This is a genomic window from Nonomuraea ferruginea (assembly GCF_039540635.1).
In the GTDB taxonomy this organism is placed as follows: Bacteria; Actinomycetota; Actinomycetes; order Streptosporangiales; family Streptosporangiaceae; genus Nonomuraea; species Nonomuraea ferruginea.
The window spans coordinates 40,983-59,051 of sequence record NZ_BAABFD010000020.1 but is presented as its reverse complement, the minus strand read 5'-3'; the positions used below and the strand labels follow the sequence as shown (position 1 = coordinate 59,051).

Genomic DNA, 18,069 nt, shown 5'->3' with positions numbered 1-18,069 from the left:
CGGCTAGGTCAATCGGTCGTGCCGGCGTGCACGGCGATGATGCGCCAGCCGTGCTCCTCGCCGTACAGCCACGTACGGGTGTAGCGCATCCTGGCCGCGAACGGCGTACCGGAGACGGTCCCTTCGACGGTGCCGAGAAACCACGTCACCCCGGTGTGCCCATCGGCGAGCACGGTCAACTCCTCCTCGGCCACCTTCGTCATCACCTGCGCCCGAGTGCGGTGCAGCTCCAGGTCGTCCGCCTTGGTCGCGACGTTCCCACCGAAGGTGAAGATCAGCCGATCATCCAGAAGCCGATCCAGCGCCTCGGCATCTCCAGCGAGCTGCGCGGCCTGGAGTCGGCGCTCGGCGTCCCGCAAGTCCTCCATCATGAAGTCCACCCTCCCAGCCGGCGCCGTATCCGCGCCGGGACGTTCACGCTCGGCTGATCTTCGCAGTCCGACCCAGGGACTCCGATCGTCTCGGCCGGGCGTATTGCGCGGACCACGTGGCGATCTCGGCAAGCGGAGAAGGCGCGAGGGTGTAGATGCGGCGACCGGCGTGCTCGGTGTAGCTCACCAGAGCGGCCCGACGCAGGATGCCCAGGTGTTCTGAGACGGTCGACTGGCAGGTGGTGAAGCTGTTCGCGAGCTCCCCGGCCGTGCGCGGCCGTTCGAAGAGCAGTTCGATGATCTTCCGTCGGGTCGGATCGGCGATCGCTCGAAACGGATCTCCATCAGCCTGTGGTCGCCCCATCCCTCAATGATAGGGTATCGGCGAAACCCGATAGAAGGAGCGCCGTGCAGTTCATCTCCGTCGTGTCGGTGCCGGTCAGCGACCAGGACCGAGCCAAGAGCTTCTACCTCGACAAGCTAGGCTTCGACCTCATCGCCGAGTCCACTTTCGGCGATGAGATGCGCTGGATTCAGGTCGGCATCCCCGGCGCTCAGACCAGCCTGACCCTCGTGACCTGGTTCGATGAGATGCCGCCCGGGTCGCTGCGCGGCCTGGTCATCGATTGCGAAGATCTTGACAAAGAGTACCGCGCTCTCACCGAGCGCGGCGTTGCGTTCCTCGGCCCCCCGAGTCAGCAGCCCGGCGGTGTCTTCGCCATCCTCAGCGACCCCGATGGCAATCTCATCAGCCTCCGGCAGGCCGGCAGCTAAGGCCCCTGACGCCCAACGGCGATCGAGAGAGTGGCCTGCTACCGCATCGTTCGCCCTCCTGACGATCCGGCACAGGCGGGGATTGTCGGTGTTGCGGTTGCGCCAGGCGATGCAACGGCGGACCATGCTGCCCTGCTCGCGGTGGCGGGCGTGGCCGGTGCCGTTGAGAGTGAACGCCCGCAGCGCGGTGAACTGGTCCTCGATTCGGTTCATCCCCGAGGAATCGGTCGGCGTGTAGGCGATCTCGACGTTGTTCGCCTGCGCTCACCCGCCGAGCCGCTCGTCCTTCTTGGTGCTTGTGCGGGCTGAAGTTGTCACAGATGATCGCCATCCGGACGTCGGTCGGGTAGAGGCTGCGCAGGTAGCGGCAGAACTCCAGGAACTCACCGCGCCGCTTGCGCCTCTTGATGTGTCCGTACATCTTGTTGCGGCCCAGGTTCAGGGCGGCGAACAGGTGCCGTACCCCCTCGGTGCGGGTGTAGGTCGCGCGCATACGTGGTCGGGGTCCTTGTGCCTGCCGCCGCGGTCGGTGGCCGTCCACCGGCCCTGGACACTCACGGCGTCGAGATGGCCCGAACCCTGTATGACATCACGGGCGTCGACGGCGGGCGGGGGCTACGTGGCCTCCGAAAGGATCGAGGGCGTGCTGGACGGTCGGCACGGCACCATCGTCATCCAGCACGGCGGCCTGGCCGACGGCCCTGATCAGTCCAGCTACGGGAACATCATCCCCAATTCCGGGACCGGGGACCTGGCCGGGATCTCCGGCCAGGTGATGGAGTTCGAGCTCCAGGTGCTCACGCTCGCCTACAAGCTGTGACGCGTCAGGGCACCGGACTCCATCGCGACCCAGATCGCCCCGTCCGGACCGACGGCGAGGCCGTGAGGTTCCGCGCCCTCCAGCGGGAACTCCTCGATCTTCCCGTCGGTCGTGACACGGGCCAGCCTGCTGGCACCCCACTCGGTAAGCCAGAGCGCGCCGTCCGGCCCGGCCACGATGGCGTGCGGCCGGGCGGCGCGGTCGGGCAGCGGGAACTCGGTGATCGCGCCCGAGGTGTCGATCCGGCCGACCTGGCCGGCGCCGATCTCCACGAACCACAGCGCGTCATCCGGTCCCGCGGAGATGCCGACCGGTGCCGCGCCCGGTGTGGGCAGTGGGTACGTCGACGCCTCGCCGCCGGTCGTGATGCGGCCGATCGCGTTGCCCTGGTTGAGCGTGAACCACAGCGCGCCGTCCGGCCCTGCGGTGATCGCGGAGGGCATCGCGCCGGTGCCGGGCAGTGGGTACGACGACACCTGCCCGTCTGGGGTGATGCGTCCGATCCGGTCGTCCTGCAGTTGGGTGAACCACATGGCCCCGTCAGGGCCGGCGGCGATGCCGTACGGCGAGGCCACATCGAACGTGGTGACAACGCCGTCCACGGTGATCCGCCTGATCCGGCCGCCGGCGAACTCGGTGAACCACAGCGCGCCGTCCGGTCCCGGGGTGATGACCGTGGGCTGACCGTCGGCCGGATCGAGAGGGAACAGCGTGGGTTCCGCACCCGGCACGACCCGGCCGATGCGGCCCTGATGGACGAGGGTGAACCAGAGCGCGCCGTCGGGGCCGCAGGTGATGCCGTACGGTGAACCGTCGATCAACATGAAAGAGCGATCTCCTTACCGGTGAAGCGACGCCGTAGCGCCCGGTCGTGCGTGACCACCACGAGCGTGCCCTGGTAGTCGCCGAGCGCCTGCTCGAGCTCCTCGACCAGGGTGAGCGAGAGGTGGTTGGTGGGTTCGTCCAGCAGCAGCAGGTCGTGTTCGCCCGCCAGCACTTCGGCCAGCGCCAGTCGCCGCCGCTGGCCCTCGGACAGTGCGCCGACTTTGAGGTGCAGCGCCTCGCGGTGGAACAGGCCCGTCGCGAGCAGGGCTTCTGGGTCGCCGCCGTAGGTCTCCATGACCGTCTTTTCGGGGTCGAAGGTGACTTCCTGCGCGAGGTAACCTGCCCGCCGACCGGCCTGGGCCGCGATAGCCGCCAGCAGCGTCGACTTGCCCGCGCCGTTCGGCCCGGTGATCAGCAACCGGTCGCCCGGTTCGATCCGCAACCTGCCGTGGTCGACGTGCGTGCCGGCGCCCGCGAACCTGCCGCGGAAACACAAAGGTTTGGGCGGTCGCGGTACCGGGTCGGCTTCTAGGCGGCGCAGGCGTTCTGTGGCTTGCCGTACCCGCGAGGCGACCGAGCTTTGCACGCGGCCGGCGTTGCGGTCGTAGGCCATCTTGTTGTTGTCCTTCATCTCGCGGCCCCGCGCGACGCGGCGCGCCGTGGTCGCGGCGAACTCCTTGACCTGCTCAACCTCCTCCCGCCAGGCGGCGTAGGCCTGCTCCCAGCGCTGCCGGGCGGCCGCCTTGTCGGTCAGGAATCCGGTGTAGCCGCCGCCGAACCTGGTGATCGTGCCGCCCTCGACCTCGAGGATCGTCGTGGCCACCCGGTCCAGGAAGGTCCGGTCGTGTGAGATTGCCACCACCGTGCCCTTGTGGGCGCGCAGCCGGTCCTCCAGCCAGGTGAGCGCCGCCTCATCCAGGTGGTTGGTGGGCTCGTCGAGCAGCAGGATCTCTGGTGAGGCGGCCAGCACGCAGGCCAGGCCGAGCCGGGCCTGCTCGCCGCCTGACAGGGTCGACAGCTCGCGTGAGCGCTCGATCTGGGCCAGGCCGAGCCCGTGCATGGCCTTGTCGACACGGGCGTCGGCCTCGTATCCGTCACGGGCCTCGAAGGCGGTGAGCAGCTCGCCGTACAGGGTCAGGTCCTGCTCCTCGGCGGCGCGCTGCATGTCGCGCTCGAGTGCGCGCAGCTCGGCCAGCGCGGCGTCGACGGCCTGCTGGACGGTGTGGTCGTCGGGCAGGTTGAGGGTCTGGCCCAGGTAGCCGACGCCGCCGGCGGCCGCTACCGTCACCTCACCGTCGTCTGGCTGATCCACCCCGGCGATGATCTTGAGCAGCGTGGACTTGCCGGAGCCGTTCTCGCCGACGACTCCGGCGCGCTCGCCGGGCCGGATGCTGAAGGTGAGCTGGTCAAGGACGCGGTGCTCGCCGTAGGACTTCGAGACTCCCCGGAGGGAAAGCTGTGTAGGCAGAGGTACTCCAATCGCAACTACTGTTGCTTTAAGCTAGCATAGAAATCCCTCCTAACGCAACTGGAGTAGACTTTGGGCAAACGTCCCGGCGGTCGCAGCGCCCGCGTGCGCGACGCCGTACGACAGGCGACCCTCACCGAGCTGGCCGAGCACGGCTACAGCGGGTTGACGGTGGAGAACGTGGCGATCCGCTCGGGCGTGCACAAAACCACCGTGTACCGGCGATGGGGCAGCGCGGAGGGCCTGATCGCCGACGCGCTCGAACTGGCCAGGGAGGAGCCGTGGCCGCTGCCCGACACCGGCTCACTCCGCGAGGACCTGCGGGAGATCGCCGGGCTGGTGCGAAGCGGGTTCGCCGATCCGGTCGCCGGGCCGATCTCCGCCGCATTCGTGTCGGCCGCCGTACAGAGCACCGGGCCCGCGCAGGCGCTGCACGACTTCTTCGCCGCCCGCCACGAACAGGCAGCCGAAGTGGTGCGGCGGGCGGTCGCGCGGGGCGAGCTCCCTGCGGACACTGACGTGGCAGACGTGATCAGAACGGCCGTCGCGCCCATCTACTACCGGCTGTTCATCACCCACGAACCGGTCACCGAACGCGACGCTGAACGTGCGGCGGATGCTGCCCTCGCCGCCGCCCGCGCCGGCGTTCTGCACTCCTGACGCCCGATACGCAGGGGGTGGAGAAGCTTCAGGGGTGGAAAGGAAGCCGCAAGGGGGGCCGTTGCGCGTCCGGACAGGCTCGCATGCGTGGCGAACACGCGGCACTCACCGGGCCCCTCCCTGGTCAGTCGCCGCGCATCGACGAAGTAGCGGCCCTTCCCTCACCGCCGGTCGTGTGTCCGGCCGACTGATAGCGGTACTACGGCCGGGCCTCCTGGCAGCTACCCGGGCCGGACTTCCACCGGCAAGCGACGACGAGCTCACGAACAACCGGATCCACCACTACGTCACGGCTTCACCTCCTGCTGGGCGCACGGAAAAGCCTCACTGATCGTGGTGCGACGTGGTGAGCTGACCGACAAGGCGTGGTCGCGGATCGAGCCGTTGCTGCCGGTGACCGATGGCCGGGTTGTCCCTGGCGCGATCAACGGCAGGTGGTCGACGGCATTTTGTGGCGGCTGCGCCCATCAACACGCGGCCGCAGCCCGCAAAAGGGGACGACGGTGGGACGATCGATACGAAGCAATCGCAAAACCGGCAGGCGCTCGGACGATCCCGCGGCGGACTGACCACCAAGCTGCATCTGCTCGTCGAAGCCCGCGTCCGCCACACCGAATTGTCAGGCACTCCCTAGGGGGCCGGGCGCCCGCCCGGGTCGTCGGAGGCTTCCGCCGCGCGCGGGACACGGACCAGCTCCTCCACCCTGGCGCTGATCAGCGCGAGCGCCTCGTCCGGGGTGCGGCCGCGGGCGTAGGCGGTCTCGTACCGCCGCGCGCCGAGGGCGGCGCGGAGTTCGGGGGCGAGGCGTACGAGGTCGTGGTCGAGCGCTTCGAGGGCGCCGATCAGGACGTGGGCGGCGCCGAGCAGCTCAGCCGCCTCGATCCGGCGGCCCTGGAACGCCAGGAGGTGCGCCAGGTGGGCGGCGGTGATGGCGGCCAGCGACGGCTCTCCCGCGCAGGCGTCGAAAGCCCGGGCGAAGCGCTCCCCGGCCCGCACCGGGTCGTCCCGCTCCATGGCCAGTCTGGCCCGCGCGCACGCGAGCGTGACGGCGAAGACGGGGTCCTCGGACGGCCGGAGACGCGCTTCGGCCTGCTCGTAATGGGCCTCCGCGCCCGCCAGGTCGCCGTCTCGGCGGGCCAGGTCGCCGAGCGTGACCCGGATGTAGACCGGCAGGCCGTCGGGAACGCCCGGCAGCGCGGCCAGCGTTTCGAGCTCGGCGCGGGCGGTCGCCGTGTCGCCCGCGCGGGCCCGGGCCTCGGCCAGCCACACCCGCTGGGACGCGGCCTCGTCGGACGGGTCCAGCTCCCGCAGCAGCCGCACCGCCTCCTCCAGCGCGGCCACCGCCTCCGCGTACGCGCCCCCGTTCGTCCGCACGTCGGCCAGCGACGTCAGCGCCCACGCCAGCCCGGCCCGTTCCCCGCCGGCGCGGAACCCGGCGACCGCCACCTCCAGATCGTGGCCCATGCCCGCGGCGTCGCCCGCATTTCCCCGCAGAACGGCTCTGACGAGCCGCAGCATCGCCCTCGTCCAGGCGTCGGGATGCGACAGCCGCCGCTCGATCGCGTCCAGCGCCGCCGCCTCGTCCCCGCACGCGGCAGCCAGCACCGGCTCGACCAGGACGACGAGCGGATGCCCCGAAAAGGACCCGGACTCGGCTCCAGAACCCCGCTCCGCCTGCTCCGGGATCAGGCCGGATTCCGGGTGGCCGGGTGCTTCCTCCGGCAGCAGGTGGCGGACGTGGGCGGCGTCCCGCGCGTCCATTTCCAGGCCCGCCCAAGTGGTGGCCGCCAGCAGGTGGAGGGCGGCCGTCACGGCCCTGGCCTCGGCGGGGGCGCGGCCGGGGGTGTCCAGGGCCAGGCGCGTCCAGGATTCCATGGCCGCCCGGTCGCCTCGTACCAGCCAGAACACCCCCAGCGCCACGCAGAGCCGCAGCGCTCCCGCGGCGTCGCCGGTCTCATGTGCGAAGCGGAGCGCGGCGAGCAGGTTGCCGCGTTCGGCGGCGAGCCGGGTGATCCACCGGAGCTGCCCGGCCTCGCGCAGCTCCGGTTCGGCGCGGGCGGCCAGGCCGGAGAAGTAGGCGGCGTGCGCGGCGCGCACCCGGGCGAGCTCCCCGGACTCGACCAGCTCGCGCAGCCCGTACTCCCTGATCGTCTCCAGCATCCGGTAGCGCTCGCCGTCGAACCGCAGCAGCGACCGGTCGGCGAGGGCCGCCAGCAGGTCAGGGCGGGCGGCGGCGACCGCCTCCGCGCTCTCCACGGTGATGCCGCCGGGGAAGGCCGCCAGCCTGCGGGCCAGCCGCCGCTCGTCCTCGTCCAGCAGGTCCCACGTCCAGGCGACCACCGCGCGCAGCGTACGGTGCCTCGGCTCGGCTGCCCTGCTGACCCCCGAGAGCAGGGCGAACCGGTCGTCCAGCCGGGCCGCCAGCTCGTCCAGCGGGAACGAGCGGAGCCGGGCCGCGGCCAGCTCGATCGCCAGCGGGAGGCCGTCCAGCCGCCGGCACACCTCGTCCACCAGTCCCGGGTCCCGCACCGTGAACCCCGTCCGCGCGGCCGCCGCCCGCTCGGCGAACAGCCGCGCCGCCGCCTCCGGCTCCAGCGGCGGCACCTGCAGCACGGTCTCCCCCGGCACGCCCAGCGGCTCCCTGCTGGTGGCGAGCACGCGCAGCCCCGGCGCGCGGCCCAGCAGGTACGTGACCGCCCGGGCCACCTCGCCGGCCACCCGCTCACATCCGTCGAGCACCAGCAGCGACCCCGACAACGCCTCGGCCACCCGATCGAGCAACCGCCCTCCGCCGAACGCCCCCTCACGCACCCCGGCCACCCGCGCGAGAGCGACCACGACCCCGCCCTCCCCAGCATCCGGGAAGGGCCCCGCACGCCCCCGCTCGGGTGGAGGCGAAGCACCAGCGGATCCGGCAGCGCTGCTCCCGTGGGACCGAAGAGCCTCGCGGGCCTGAGACGGAGAGCTCTCGGCCGCGAGGTCCCCCACGGATCGAGGGGCGCCCCCGGTCGCGCTGCTCTCTCTGGGCTGAGGGGTGCCATGGGAAACGTCATGGGACGGGAAGCCGCCGGCCGCGCCGGGCTCGGGGGTGTCGCGGAAGCCGTCGTGGGGCGGAGAGCCGCCCGCTGCGGGCCGGGCGAGGTTAGCGGAGCCCGCTGTGCCGGGCTCGGAAGGGGCCGCGGGTCCGCGTTCCGGGGCGGTGGGGTCGCTCGTCGGCTCGCCCAGTGGGGACAGCTCGACCAGCCAGGCCGTGGGCGTGTGGCCGGCGACCTCGATGGCCAGGCGGGTCTTGCCGACGCCGCCCGGCCCCGTGAGCGTCACCAGCCGCCCGGCACGCAGCGCCTCGGCCGTCGCCGCCGTGTCGTCCTCTCGGCCCACCAGGGACGTGAGCGGGGAGGGCAGGTTGCCGGAGCGCGGACGCGGCTCGTCGCGCAGCAGCTCCAGGTGGATCTCGCGCAGCTCGGGCCCGGGGTCGGTGCCCAGTTCGTCGGCCAGGAGCCGGCGGACGTCCTCGTACGCGGACAGGGCCTCGGCCCGCCTGCCCTCCGCGTGCAGGGCCCTGATGAGCAGACCGCGCAGCCTCTCCCGCAGCGGGTGCGCGGCCGCGAGCGATTCCAGCTCGGCGACCAGCCCTTCGGCCCGTCCGACGGCGAGCGACGCCTGCGCGTGGTCCTCGCGGGCCGCCAGCCGCAGCTCCTCCAGCCGCCGCCGCACCGGCTCGGGCACCTCGCCGGGCAGGTCGCCCCGCCACAGCCCGAGCCCCTCCCCCAGCAGCCGCAGCGCCGTGTCGGGCCGGCCGCCGGTCAGGGCCCGCCGCCCCTCTCCCGCGAGCCGCTCGAACCGGCGCGCGTCCACCGCGTCCGCCTCGACGTCGAGCCGGTAGCCGCCGTCCGCCGACACCAGCAGCCCGGCGGGCAGCGCCCGCCGCAGCCGGGACACCAGCGAGTGCAGCGAGTTGACCGGATCGCCCGGCGCCCCTTCGGGCCACAGCGCCTCGGCGAGCGCCCCCGCCGTCACGGTGCGCCCGGCGTCGAGCGCGAGCCGGGCCAGCAGCGTACGCAGCCGTCCACCGCCGACGGGCACCCGCTCCCCGCCGGCCACGACCTCGACCGGCCCGAGAATGTGCACCCGCATGCCCTCCAACGTAGTGCCCTGGCGCCCGGTAAAACTTCCGAGAAGGATGTGTCCGGACGGGGCGGGCGGCTCCGACGTCTCCGGTGAAAGGCATCGAGAGAAGGAGAAACCCGTGAAGTACATGATCATGCTGTACGGCTCGCAGCGGGACTACGACATGCTCACCGGCAAGGCCGTCGACGGCAGGCCCGCCTGGACGCAGGAGGAGATCGGCGCCCTGCACGCGTTCATGGGCAAGTGGAACGGCGACCTGGTCGAGTCCGGCGAGTTCGTCGACGCCCAGGGGCTGAACTCCCCGATGCTCACCCGGCGGGTGCGGCTGAAGGACGGGGTCCCGGTCGTCACGGACGGCCCGTACGCCGAGACGCAGGAGGTCCTGGCCGGCTACACGATCGTGGAGTGCGATAGCTTCGACCGGGCGACGGAGGTCGCCGCGAGGCTGGCCGGCGCGCCGTACCCCTACGCCGCGCTCGACTCCGAGTGGCATGTGGACGTGCGGCCCATCCACGGCGGGGTGGACGAGATCGAGTGACTCCAGGCGGGGTCGAGGACCTGCTGCGCGAGCTGGCGCCGCAGGTCCTCGGCGCGCTCGTGCGCCGCTACGGCCACTTCGACACGGCCGAGGACGCCGTCCAGGAGGCGCTGCTCGCGGCGTCCCGGCAGTGGCCGGCGGAGGGCGTGCCGGACAGTCCGCGCGGCTGGCTGATCACCGTGGCCGCGCGCAGGCTCACCGACCTGCTCCGGGCCGAGCAGGCGCGGCGGCGCCGCGAGGACGTCGTGGCCGCGTGGCGGCTGCCCGAGGAGTGGCTGGCCCCGCCGGCCGACCGGCCGCCGCAGAGTGCCGACGACACGCTGGTGCTGCTGTTCATGTGCTGCCACCCGTCGCTGTCGCCGGCCTCGCAGATCGCGCTGACCCTGCGCGCGGTGGGCGGCCTGACCACGGCGGAGATCGCCCGGGCGTTCCTGGTGCCGGAGCCGACCATGACCAGGCGCATCACCCGGGCCAAGCGGCAGATCAGGGAGAGCGGCATCCCGTTCGGCCTGCCGCCCGCCGCCGAACGGGCCGAGCGGCTGCGGGCGGTGCTGCACGTGCTCTACCTGATCTTCAACGAGGGGTACGCGAGCACGTCGGGCCCCCGGCTGCGGCGGGACGAGCTGTCGGCGGAGGCCATCCGGCTGACCCGCGTCGTGCGCCGGCTGGTGCCGGACGATCCGGAGGTCACCGGGCTGCTGGCGCTCATGCTGCTCACCGACGCCCGCCGCCCGGCCCGTACCTCTCCCGACGGGGCGCTGGTCCCGATGGCCGAGCAGGACCGCGGCCGGTGGGACGCCGGGCTGGTCGCCGAGGGCGTCGCGCTGGTCTCCGAGGCGCTGCCGCGCGGCCCGACCGGCCCGTACCAGCTCCAGGCGGCGATCGCCGCCGTGCACGACGAGGCGCCCAGCGCCGCGGAGACCGACTGGCCGCAGATCGTGGCCCTGTACGAGGTGCTGCTGCGGATCTCTGACACCCCGGTCGTCAGACTCAACCACGCGGTCGCCGTCGCCATGGCCCGCGGCCCGCACGAAGGGCTGGAGCTGCTCGGCGAGCTGGCCGCCGACGAGCGCATCGCCGGCGACCACCGGACGCACGCCGTCCGCGCCCACCTGCTGGAGATGGCGGGTGACCGGAAGGCGGCGCGCGAGGCGTACGAGGAGGCGGCGCGTCGCGCCGGCAGTCTGCCCCAGCAGCGGTACCTGAACGGGCGCGCTGCCCGGCTTGAGTGAATGACTTCAATTGCGAATGTTCGCAATTGCTGAGGTACCCTTCCTCATGTCGGACGTAGATATGGGGTGAGATGTGAGCGGGCCTTTCGCCGCCGCCATCAGGGAACGGGCACGCCAGGCGCACGCGGCGCTGGAGACGGCGCGCGCCGAAGACGACCCGGAGGCGCTGATCGTCGCCGAGGGCGAGTGGGACGACGTGAGGCGGATGGCCCGCGAGCACGACATCGAGCTCGGCCCGGATGGCACGGTGGCCGAGTGAGGTCGGTGCCGCTCTACGAGGCCAAGGCGGAGCTGTTCCGCCTCCTCGGTCATCCCGTGCGGATCCGCGTCCTGGAGCTGCTGCAGGAGCGCCCCATGCCGGTGCGCGACCTGCTGGCCGCCATCGAGGTCGAGCCGACCGGGCTCTCGCAGCACCTGGCCGTGCTGCGCCGCTCCGGCATGGTGACCGCCCAGCGCGACGGCTCCACCGTCGTCTACTCCCTGGCCGGCGGTGACGTGGCGGAGCTGCTGCGGGCCGCCCGCCAGCTGCTGACCCAGCTGCTCACCGGGCAGCACGAGCTGCTGAGCGAGCTGTTGCAGGCGGAGACCAAGACCCGGTGAACCAGTTCTTCTCCTCGGTGCGTTCTCTCCTGCCCGCCCGCGCCGACCTGGTCGCGATGACGCGCCGCCCGCGACGCGACCTGCTCGCCGGGCTCACCGTCGCGATCGTGGCGCTGCCGCTGGCGCTCGGCTTCGGCATCTCGTCCGGCATGGGCGCGGAGGCGGGCCTGGCGACCGCGGTGGTCGCCGGCGCGCTGGCGGCCGTGTTCGGCGGTTCGGGGCTGCAGGTGTCCGGGCCGACCGGGGCGATGACCGTGGTGCTGGTGCCGATCATGGCCCAGCACGGCGCGTCCGGCGTGCTGACCGTCGGCGTGCTGGCCGGCCTCATGCTCATCGCGCTCGCGCTGGCCAAGGCCGGCAAGTACATGGCGCTGGTGCCCGCCCCCGTGGTCGAGGGCTTCACCATCGGCATCGCCTGCGTGATCGGCCTCCAGCAGGTGCCCGCCGCGCTGGGCGTGCCCACGCCGGAGGGCGAGAAGGTCGTCGTCGTCGCCTGGGAGGCCGTGCGGGACTTCGCGGCCCGGCCGCAGTGGTGGGCCGTCGGCATCGCGCTGGCCGTCGCCGCGATCATGATCGTGGGGGCGCGGTGGCGGCCGACGGTGCCGTTCTCGCTGCTGGCCGTGGCCGCCGCCACCGTCGCCGTCGCGCTGGCGGACCTGCCGGTGTCGACGATCGGCGAGCTGCCCGCCGGGCTGCCCGCGCCGTCGATCGGCTTCATCGACCCGGCCGCGCTGTCGTCCCTGATCGCCCCGGCGATCGCGGTCGCCGCGCTGGCCGGGCTGGAGTCGCTGCTGTCGGCGGCGGTGGCCGACGGCATGAGCGTCAACCACAAGCACGACCCGGACCGCGAGCTGTTCGGGCAGGGCCTGGCCAACCTGGTCTCACCCATGTTCGGCGGCGTCCCGGCCACCGGCGCCATCGCCCGCACGGCGGTGAACGTCCGCTCCGGCGCCTCCTCCCGGCTGGCGTCCCTGGCGCACGCCGGCATCCTGGCCGTGATCGTCTACACGGCGGCCGGGCTGGTGGCGAAGATCCCGCTGGCCGCGCTGGCCGGGGTGCTGCTGGCCACGGCCGTGCGGATGGTCGAGGTCGGCTCCGTCAAGGCGATGGTCCGCTCGACCCGCGGCGACGCGGTGGTGCTGGTGCTGACCGCGATCGCCACGCTGGCGCTCGACCTGGTCCAGGCCGTCATCCTCGGCCTGCTCGTGGCCGGGGCCCTGGCGCTGCGGTCGATCGCGCGCAACGTCCGCCTGGACGCGATGCCGATCCACGACGACCTGACCGGCGACCACACCGACCAGGAGCTCGACCTGCTGGCCGAGCACATCGTCGCCTACCGGCTGGACGGGCCGCTGTTCTTCGCCGCCGCGCACCGCTTCCTGCTGGAGCTGTCGGAGGTGGCCCACGTGTCGGTGGTGATCCTGCGCATGTCCCGCGTCACCACCATCGACGCCAGCGGCGCGCTCGTCCTCGGCGACGCCATCGCGCGCCTGCGGCACCGCGGCATCACCGTGTACGTCTCCGGCATCAGGAACGGGCACCACAAGCCGCTGCGCGCGCTGGGCGTGATCGAACGGCTGGCGGAGGAGGGCCGCGTGTTCGCCACCACGCCGGAGGCCATCGCCGCCGCCCGCGACCACCTCCACCACAAGGGCGTCATCCCCGCCACCACCGGCTGAGGCCCACGGGTTGCCGTTATGGCAAAGATGTTTGCGATCAGGTGGGGTGCGGGCAGACCATTTCCCCGGAAGGGGAGGTGTCATGAGTCGTACGTACGAGGTGGTCGTGGTCGGCGGTGGGGTCGCCGGGCTGAGCGGGGCGGTCACGCTGGCCAGGGCGCGGCGGACGGTGCTGGTGGTGGACTCGGGCCGGTCGCGCGAGGAGCCCGCGATCCCGGGCGTGGGGCGGGAAGAGGTGGCGCGGTACGGGGGCGAGGTCGCCGACGGGACGGTCACCGAGGTCGGGCGGGTGGACGGCGGCTTCCGCGTCGCGCTGGCCGGCGGTTCCTCGGTGGTGGCGCGGCGGCTGCTGGTGGCCACCGGGGTGAGCGAGGAGCTGCCCGGCGTGCCCGGCCTGGCCGGGCGGTGGGGGCGGGACGTCGTGCACTGCCCGGACCGCCACGGCTGGGAGATGCGCGACCGGCGCGTCGCCGTGCTCGCCACCGGCCCGATCGCGGCGCACCAGGCGCTGACGTGGCGGCAGTGGAGCGCGGACGTCACGCTGTTCCTGCACACCGCGCCCGAGCCTGCGGGCGAGGAGTACGAGCGGCTGGCCGCCCGCGACATCGCCCTGGTCAACGGGAAGGTCACCGGCCTGGAGGTGACCGGAGACGCGCTCACCGGCGTCACCATGGCCGACGGGCGGGTCATCGCCTGCGAGGTGCTGGTGGTCGCCCCGCGCGCCTCCGCCCGGGCCGGCTTCCTCGCCGGGCTCGGCCTGGAGACCGAGGAGCAGCGGGTGGCCGGCGTCCCGGCCGGCGTGCGGCTGGCCGCCGACGCCACGGGCGCGACCGGCGTGCCGGGGGTGTGGGCGGCGGGCGGCGTCACCGACGTGACCGAGACCGCGCTGGGCGCCGCCGCCGCGGGCGCCCGCGCGGCCCGTGCGGTCAACGCCGACCTGATCGCCGAGGAGGCCCGCCACGCGGCCGAGACCCGTCCCGTCCCGTTCTCCGCCGAGGCGGAGCGCGGGGTCTCCGAAGGCGTGCAGAAGCGGCGCCTGCACAACAGGTACGCGGCGGACCAGGAGATGTCCGGTCAGCAGTGGTGGGACGCCCGCTACAGCGGGAGCACCCGGGTCTGGAGCGGCCGGCCGAACATGATCCTTTCCAGGGAGGTCCCGGCGCTGACCCCCGGCACCGCGCTCGACCTGGGGTGCGGTGAGGGCGGCGACGCGATCTGGCTCGCCGGTCAGGGCTGGCGCGTCACCGCGGCCGACATCTCGGGCGTGGCGCTGGAGCGCGCGGCCCGGTTCGCCGCCGAGGCCGGGGTGGCCGATGCGATCGACTTCCAGCGGCACGACTTCGGCGCGTCCTTCCCCGCGGGCAGCTACGACCTGGTCTCGGCGCACTACCTGCATTCGTACCAGGACCTGCCGCGCGAGCGGATCCTGCGCGCGGCAGCCGGTGCGGTCGCGCCCGGCGGCGTGCTGCTGATCGTCGGCCACGCCGGGTGGCCGTCATGGCAGGACGACCACCCGGACGTGCACCTTCCGACCGCGCGGGAGGTGCTGGACTCGCTGGAGCTGGCGGAGGGCGAGTGGGAGGTGGAGCTGTGCGAGGAGTTCGAGCGCGCCCAGGACGCGCCCGACGGCACCCCCGGCACCCGCACCGACAACGTGCTCAAGATCCGCCGACTGGACCCGGGCCGATGATCACGCGACCATGAGATGTGCTCACATCGTTCTGGTACGCCAATCCCGCCGCCCGCCACTGGAGCTGCGCGCTCCCGTCGGACCAGGCCAGGAAACTCCACGCCAAGCTGCCCGGCTACTCCCCCACCCCCCTCACCGAGCTGCCCGCGCTGGCCGGAGACCTGGGCGTGGGGCGGGTGCTGGTCAAGGACGAGTCGTCACGGCTGGGGCTGCCGGCGTTCAAGGCGCTGGGGGCGTCCTGGGCGATCCACCGCATCCTGGAACGGCGGGAGGGGCCGCTGACGCTGGTCACCGCCACCGACGGCAACCACGGCAGGGCCGTCGCCCGGATGGCCCGGCTGCTCGGGCAGCGGGCGCGGGTGTTCACCCCCGGCGGCGTGCACCCCGAGGCCGTGGCGGCCATCGCCGCCGAGGGCGCCGAGGTGACCGAGGTGCGCGGCAGCTACGACGAGGCGGTGCAGCGGGCGGCGTCGGCCGCCGGGGAGCCGGGCGCGGTGCTCGTGCAGGACACGGCCTGGGCCGGGTACGAGGAGACGCCCGGCTGGATCGTGGAAGGGTACGCGACCCTCTTCGCGGAGCTGGACGAGCAGCTCGGGGAGGCTCCCGGGCTGGTGGCGGTCCCGGCGGGCGTCGGCTCCCTGGCCCAGGCGGCGGTCGCCCACTACCGGGCCCGGCCGGGCGGCACCGCCGTCATGACCGTGGAGCCGGAGACCGCCGCGTGCGTGCTGGCCAGCCTGCTGGAGCGGCGGCCGGTGCGCGTCGAGACCGGCGACACCATCATGGCGGGGCTCAACTGCGGCACCCCGTCCAGCCTGGCCTGGCCGTACCTGCGTGACGGCCTGGACGCGGCCGTCGCCGTCGGGGACGCCGACAGCACCCGCGCCGCGAGAGAGCTCCTGGCTCTGGGCGTCGACGCGGGACCGTGCGGCGCGGCCTCGCTGGCCGGGGTCCGGGCCGCCCTGGACTCGGCCGAGCGCCGCGCGTCGCTCGGCGTGCGGCCGGGCTCCACGGTGGTGCTGCTCAACACGGAGGGGACCACGGCGAACCCGGCGCTCTGCCCCGCGGGCAAGGACTGACCGCGGCTTTCAGCGGACTCTCAGACAGTGGCGGTATCCAGGAGGCCATGGACGCGAAGGTGCTGGTCGTCGACGACGAGCCGAACATCCGCGAGCTGCTCTCCGAGGCGCTGCTGCTCAACGGCTTCACCGTGACCACCGCGTCCAGCGGGTGGCGCGCGATGGACGCGGTGGCGCGGGAGAGGCCGGACATCGTGGTGCTCGACGTGATGCTCCCCGATCTGGACGGGTTCGCGGTCGCCCGGCGGCTGCGGGAGCGTGGCGAGAGCCCGATGGTGCTGTTCCTGACCGCCAAGGACGCGGTGTCCGACCGGATCGCCGGGCTCACCGCGGGTGGCGACGACTACGTGACGAAGCCGTTCAGCCTGGAGGAGGTGGTGCTGCGGGTCCGGGCGATCCTGCGCCGCGCCCGCCCGCCGGAGGACCGCGCGGGCGACGGCGTGCTCCGCTACGCGGACCTGGAGCTGGACGAGGAGGCGCACCAGGTGCGGCGGGCGGGCCGGGCCATCCACCTTTCGCCGACCGAGTTCAGCCTGCTCCGCTACCTGATGGTCAACGCCGAGCGGGTGGTGTCGAAGGGGCAGATCCTCGAGAGCGTGTGGGACTACGACTTCGACGGCGACAGCCGGATCGTCGAGTCGTACATCAGCTACCTGCGGCGCAAGATCGACGTGCTCGGCCCGCCGCTGATCCACACGCTGCGCGGCGTCGGCTACCGGTTGCGGGACCCGTCATGAGACGGGTCGTGAACCGGCCGTGGCCGCTGCGGCACCGGTTGCTGGCGGCGCTGGTCGGCCTGTCCGCCGCCGGGCTGGCGATCTTCGCGGTGTCCGGGGTGCTGCTGCTGGACCGTTCGCTGATGGCGCGGGCGGACGGCCAGCTCGCCGAGTTCGCCGACCGGGTCGGCAGGCGCCCGCCGCCGATCGCGCCGCCGCCGCGCCCTGACGAGGTGCGGGTGCCCACCCGGTTCGACGTGGACGTCTACAGCCCGGCGGGGACGCTGCTGGAGGACGTCCCCACCGGCGCCCAGGACGGCCCGGCCGTGCCCGCCGAGCTCGTCGCCGGGCCGCCGCGCGGCCCCTTCACCGTGCCGGGCGAGGACGGCACGGGCGATTGGCGGGTGCTCGTCGTCCCGCTGCCGGACGGCAACCGGGCGGCGGTGTCGATGTCGCTGGAGTCCGACGACTCCACCGTGCGGGAGCTGCTGGTCATCCAGCTCGCGGCGGGCGGGCTGGTGCTGGGCCTGCTCGCCGCCGCCGCCCTGGCGGTGGTGCGGCTCGGGCTGCGCCCGCTCACCCGGATGGAGCGTACGGCCGAGGCCATCGCGGCCGGCGACATCGACCGCAGGGTCGCCGACAGCGACCCGCGCACCGAGACGGGCCGGCTCGGCACGGCGCTCAACGTGATGCTCGAACGCCTGGCCCGCGCGCTGCGCGAGCGCGAGCGCTCCGAGCGGCGGCTGCGCCACTTCGTCGCCGACGCCTCGCACGAGCTGCGCACACCGCTCACCTCCATCCGCGGCTTCGCCGAGCTCTACCAGCACGGCGACGCGCCCAGGGACCCGGCGGCCGAGCGGCTGCTGCGCCGCATCGGGAGCGAGGCCGAGCGGATGGGCGTGCTGGTGGAGGACCTGCTGCTGCTCGCGCGCCTGGACCAGGAGCCCGCGCTGGAGCTGACCACGGCCGACCTGCACGTGCTGGCAGGTGACGTGGTGCACGCCGCGCACGCCCGCGACCGCGACCGTCCGGTCCGCCTGACGCTGTCCGACCGGCCGGTGCGGGTGAGGGGCGACGAGCACCGGCTGCACCAGGTCATCGCCAACCTCGTCGGCAACGCGCTCACCCACACCGCGCCCGGCACACCGGTGCGGGTGACGGTCGGGCACGCCCGTGTCGGCCCGCCCGAGGGCGTGCACGCCGGGCCGGGACCGGCTCCGGGCACCGAGGCCGCGCTGGTGGAGGTGGCCGACGAGGGTTCGGGCATCGACGCCGAGCACCTGCCGTACGTGTTCGACCGGTTCTACCGCGCCGATCCGAACCGCTCCCGCGACCAGGGCGGCACCGGCCTGGGGCTGGCCATCGCCGCCGCGCTCGTCAGCGCCCACGGCGGCCGGATCGAGGTTTCCAGCTCCGGGCGGGGCACCCGCTTCCGCGTTCTGCTCCCGTCCGCCTGACCTTCGCGGCGGGTTCACACACTATTCCCAGGTTC

General features: G+C 73.3%; 17 protein-coding genes. 12 read left to right on the top strand and 5 right to left on the bottom strand.

The features are described from left to right. Positions 1–8: 8 nt before the first annotated feature. Together ABD999_RS32855 and ABD999_RS32850 are read right to left on the bottom strand one after the other, a co-directional pair. A complete protein-coding gene (locus tag ABD999_RS32855) occupies positions 9–371 on the bottom strand; it encodes a nuclear transport factor 2 family protein (protein ID WP_261808557.1) in 363 nt (120 codons plus the stop codon). A gap of 43 nt (positions 372–414) precedes the next feature. Further along, positions 415–735: an ArsR/SmtB family transcription factor gene (locus ABD999_RS32850; RefSeq protein WP_271276533.1), complete on the bottom strand. Its 321-nt coding sequence runs from the start codon at positions 733–735 to the stop codon at positions 415–417. A 44-nt stretch (positions 736–779) separates the two neighbouring features. Between ABD999_RS32850 and ABD999_RS32845 the strand changes: the two genes are divergently transcribed. Next, positions 780–1,145 (top strand): glyoxalase superfamily protein, encoded by a 366-nt coding sequence (locus tag ABD999_RS32845; RefSeq protein ID WP_148034591.1) that lies wholly within the window; start codon positions 780–782, stop codon positions 1,143–1,145. 583 nt (positions 1,146–1,728) lie between these two features. Beyond that, the gene (locus ABD999_RS32840; RefSeq protein WP_271276532.1) at positions 1,729–1,965 is read left to right on the top strand and encodes a DUF3224 domain-containing protein; all 237 of its coding nucleotides are present in this window, start codon (positions 1,729–1,731) and stop codon (positions 1,963–1,965) included. On the opposite strand, the gene ABD999_RS32835 is transcribed toward ABD999_RS32840, so the two are convergent. After that, positions 1,953–2,789: a Vgb family protein gene (locus ABD999_RS32835; RefSeq protein WP_271276531.1), complete on the bottom strand. Its 837-nt coding sequence runs from the start codon at positions 2,787–2,789 to the stop codon at positions 1,953–1,955. The two genes, ABD999_RS32840 and ABD999_RS32835, sit on opposite strands and share 13 nt — an antisense overlap. After that, entirely contained in the window at positions 2,783–4,258 is a 1,476-nt protein-coding gene (locus ABD999_RS32830; RefSeq protein WP_246640305.1) for an ABC-F family ATP-binding cassette domain-containing protein, read from the bottom strand. Before ABD999_RS32830 ends, ABD999_RS32835 begins: the two co-directional genes overlap by 7 nt. Positions 4,259–4,330: 72 nt before the next feature. Here ABD999_RS32830 and ABD999_RS32825 point away from each other — a divergent pair, with 72 nt between their 5' ends. Beyond that, the gene (locus ABD999_RS32825) at positions 4,331–4,918 is read left to right on the top strand and encodes a TetR/AcrR family transcriptional regulator (protein WP_271276530.1); all 588 of its coding nucleotides are present in this window, start codon (positions 4,331–4,333) and stop codon (positions 4,916–4,918) included. Between the two features lie 630 nt (positions 4,919–5,548). Here ABD999_RS32825 and ABD999_RS32820 read toward each other — a convergent pair. After that, a complete protein-coding gene (locus ABD999_RS32820) occupies positions 5,549–9,052 on the bottom strand; it encodes an ATP-binding protein (protein ID WP_271276529.1) in 3,504 nt (1,167 codons plus the stop codon). Positions 9,053–9,173: 121 nt separating this feature from the next. Here ABD999_RS32820 and ABD999_RS32815 point away from each other — a divergent pair, with 121 nt between their 5' ends. The 9 genes from ABD999_RS32815 (at position 9,174) to ABD999_RS32775 (ending at position 18,034) form a co-directional block, all read left to right on the top strand. After that, a complete protein-coding gene (locus ABD999_RS32815) occupies positions 9,174–9,584 on the top strand; it encodes a YciI family protein (protein ID WP_246640304.1) in 411 nt (136 codons plus the stop codon). Continuing rightward, entirely contained in the window at positions 9,581–10,816 is a 1,236-nt protein-coding gene (locus ABD999_RS32810) for an RNA polymerase sigma factor (RefSeq protein ID WP_271276528.1), read from the top strand. The genes ABD999_RS32815 and ABD999_RS32810 overlap by 4 nt, the downstream gene beginning before the upstream one ends. A gap of 73 nt (positions 10,817–10,889) precedes the next feature. Then, a complete protein-coding gene (locus ABD999_RS32805; RefSeq protein ID WP_271276527.1) occupies positions 10,890–11,075 on the top strand; it encodes a hypothetical protein in 186 nt (61 codons plus the stop codon). Beyond that, on the top strand, positions 11,072–11,416 hold the full coding sequence (locus tag ABD999_RS32800; RefSeq protein WP_148031654.1) for an ArsR/SmtB family transcription factor: 345 nt from the start codon (positions 11,072–11,074) through the stop codon (positions 11,414–11,416). The genes ABD999_RS32805 and ABD999_RS32800 overlap by 4 nt, the downstream gene beginning before the upstream one ends. 56 nt (positions 11,417–11,472) lie before the next feature. Further along, positions 11,473–13,095, top strand: coding sequence for a SulP family inorganic anion transporter (locus ABD999_RS32795; RefSeq protein WP_271276539.1), 1,623 nt, complete (start codon positions 11,473–11,475; stop codon positions 13,093–13,095). Between the two features lie 82 nt (positions 13,096–13,177). Further along, positions 13,178–14,785, top strand: coding sequence for an FAD-dependent oxidoreductase (locus ABD999_RS32790; protein WP_271276526.1), 1,608 nt, complete (start codon positions 13,178–13,180; stop codon positions 14,783–14,785). 17 nt (positions 14,786–14,802) lie between these two features. Next, the gene (locus ABD999_RS32785; protein WP_271276525.1) at positions 14,803–15,861 is read left to right on the top strand and encodes a pyridoxal-phosphate dependent enzyme; all 1,059 of its coding nucleotides are present in this window, start codon (positions 14,803–14,805) and stop codon (positions 15,859–15,861) included. A 47-nt stretch (positions 15,862–15,908) separates the two neighbouring features. Continuing rightward, on the top strand, positions 15,909–16,598 hold the full coding sequence (locus ABD999_RS32780) for a response regulator transcription factor (protein ID WP_219546311.1): 690 nt from the start codon (positions 15,909–15,911) through the stop codon (positions 16,596–16,598). Continuing rightward, complete coding sequence (locus ABD999_RS32775) at positions 16,595–18,034, top strand: sensor histidine kinase (RefSeq protein ID WP_148031658.1); 1,440 nt, start codon at positions 16,595–16,597, stop codon at positions 18,032–18,034. Before ABD999_RS32780 ends, ABD999_RS32775 begins: the two co-directional genes overlap by 4 nt. The last annotated feature ends 35 nt before the right edge of the window (positions 18,035–18,069 follow it).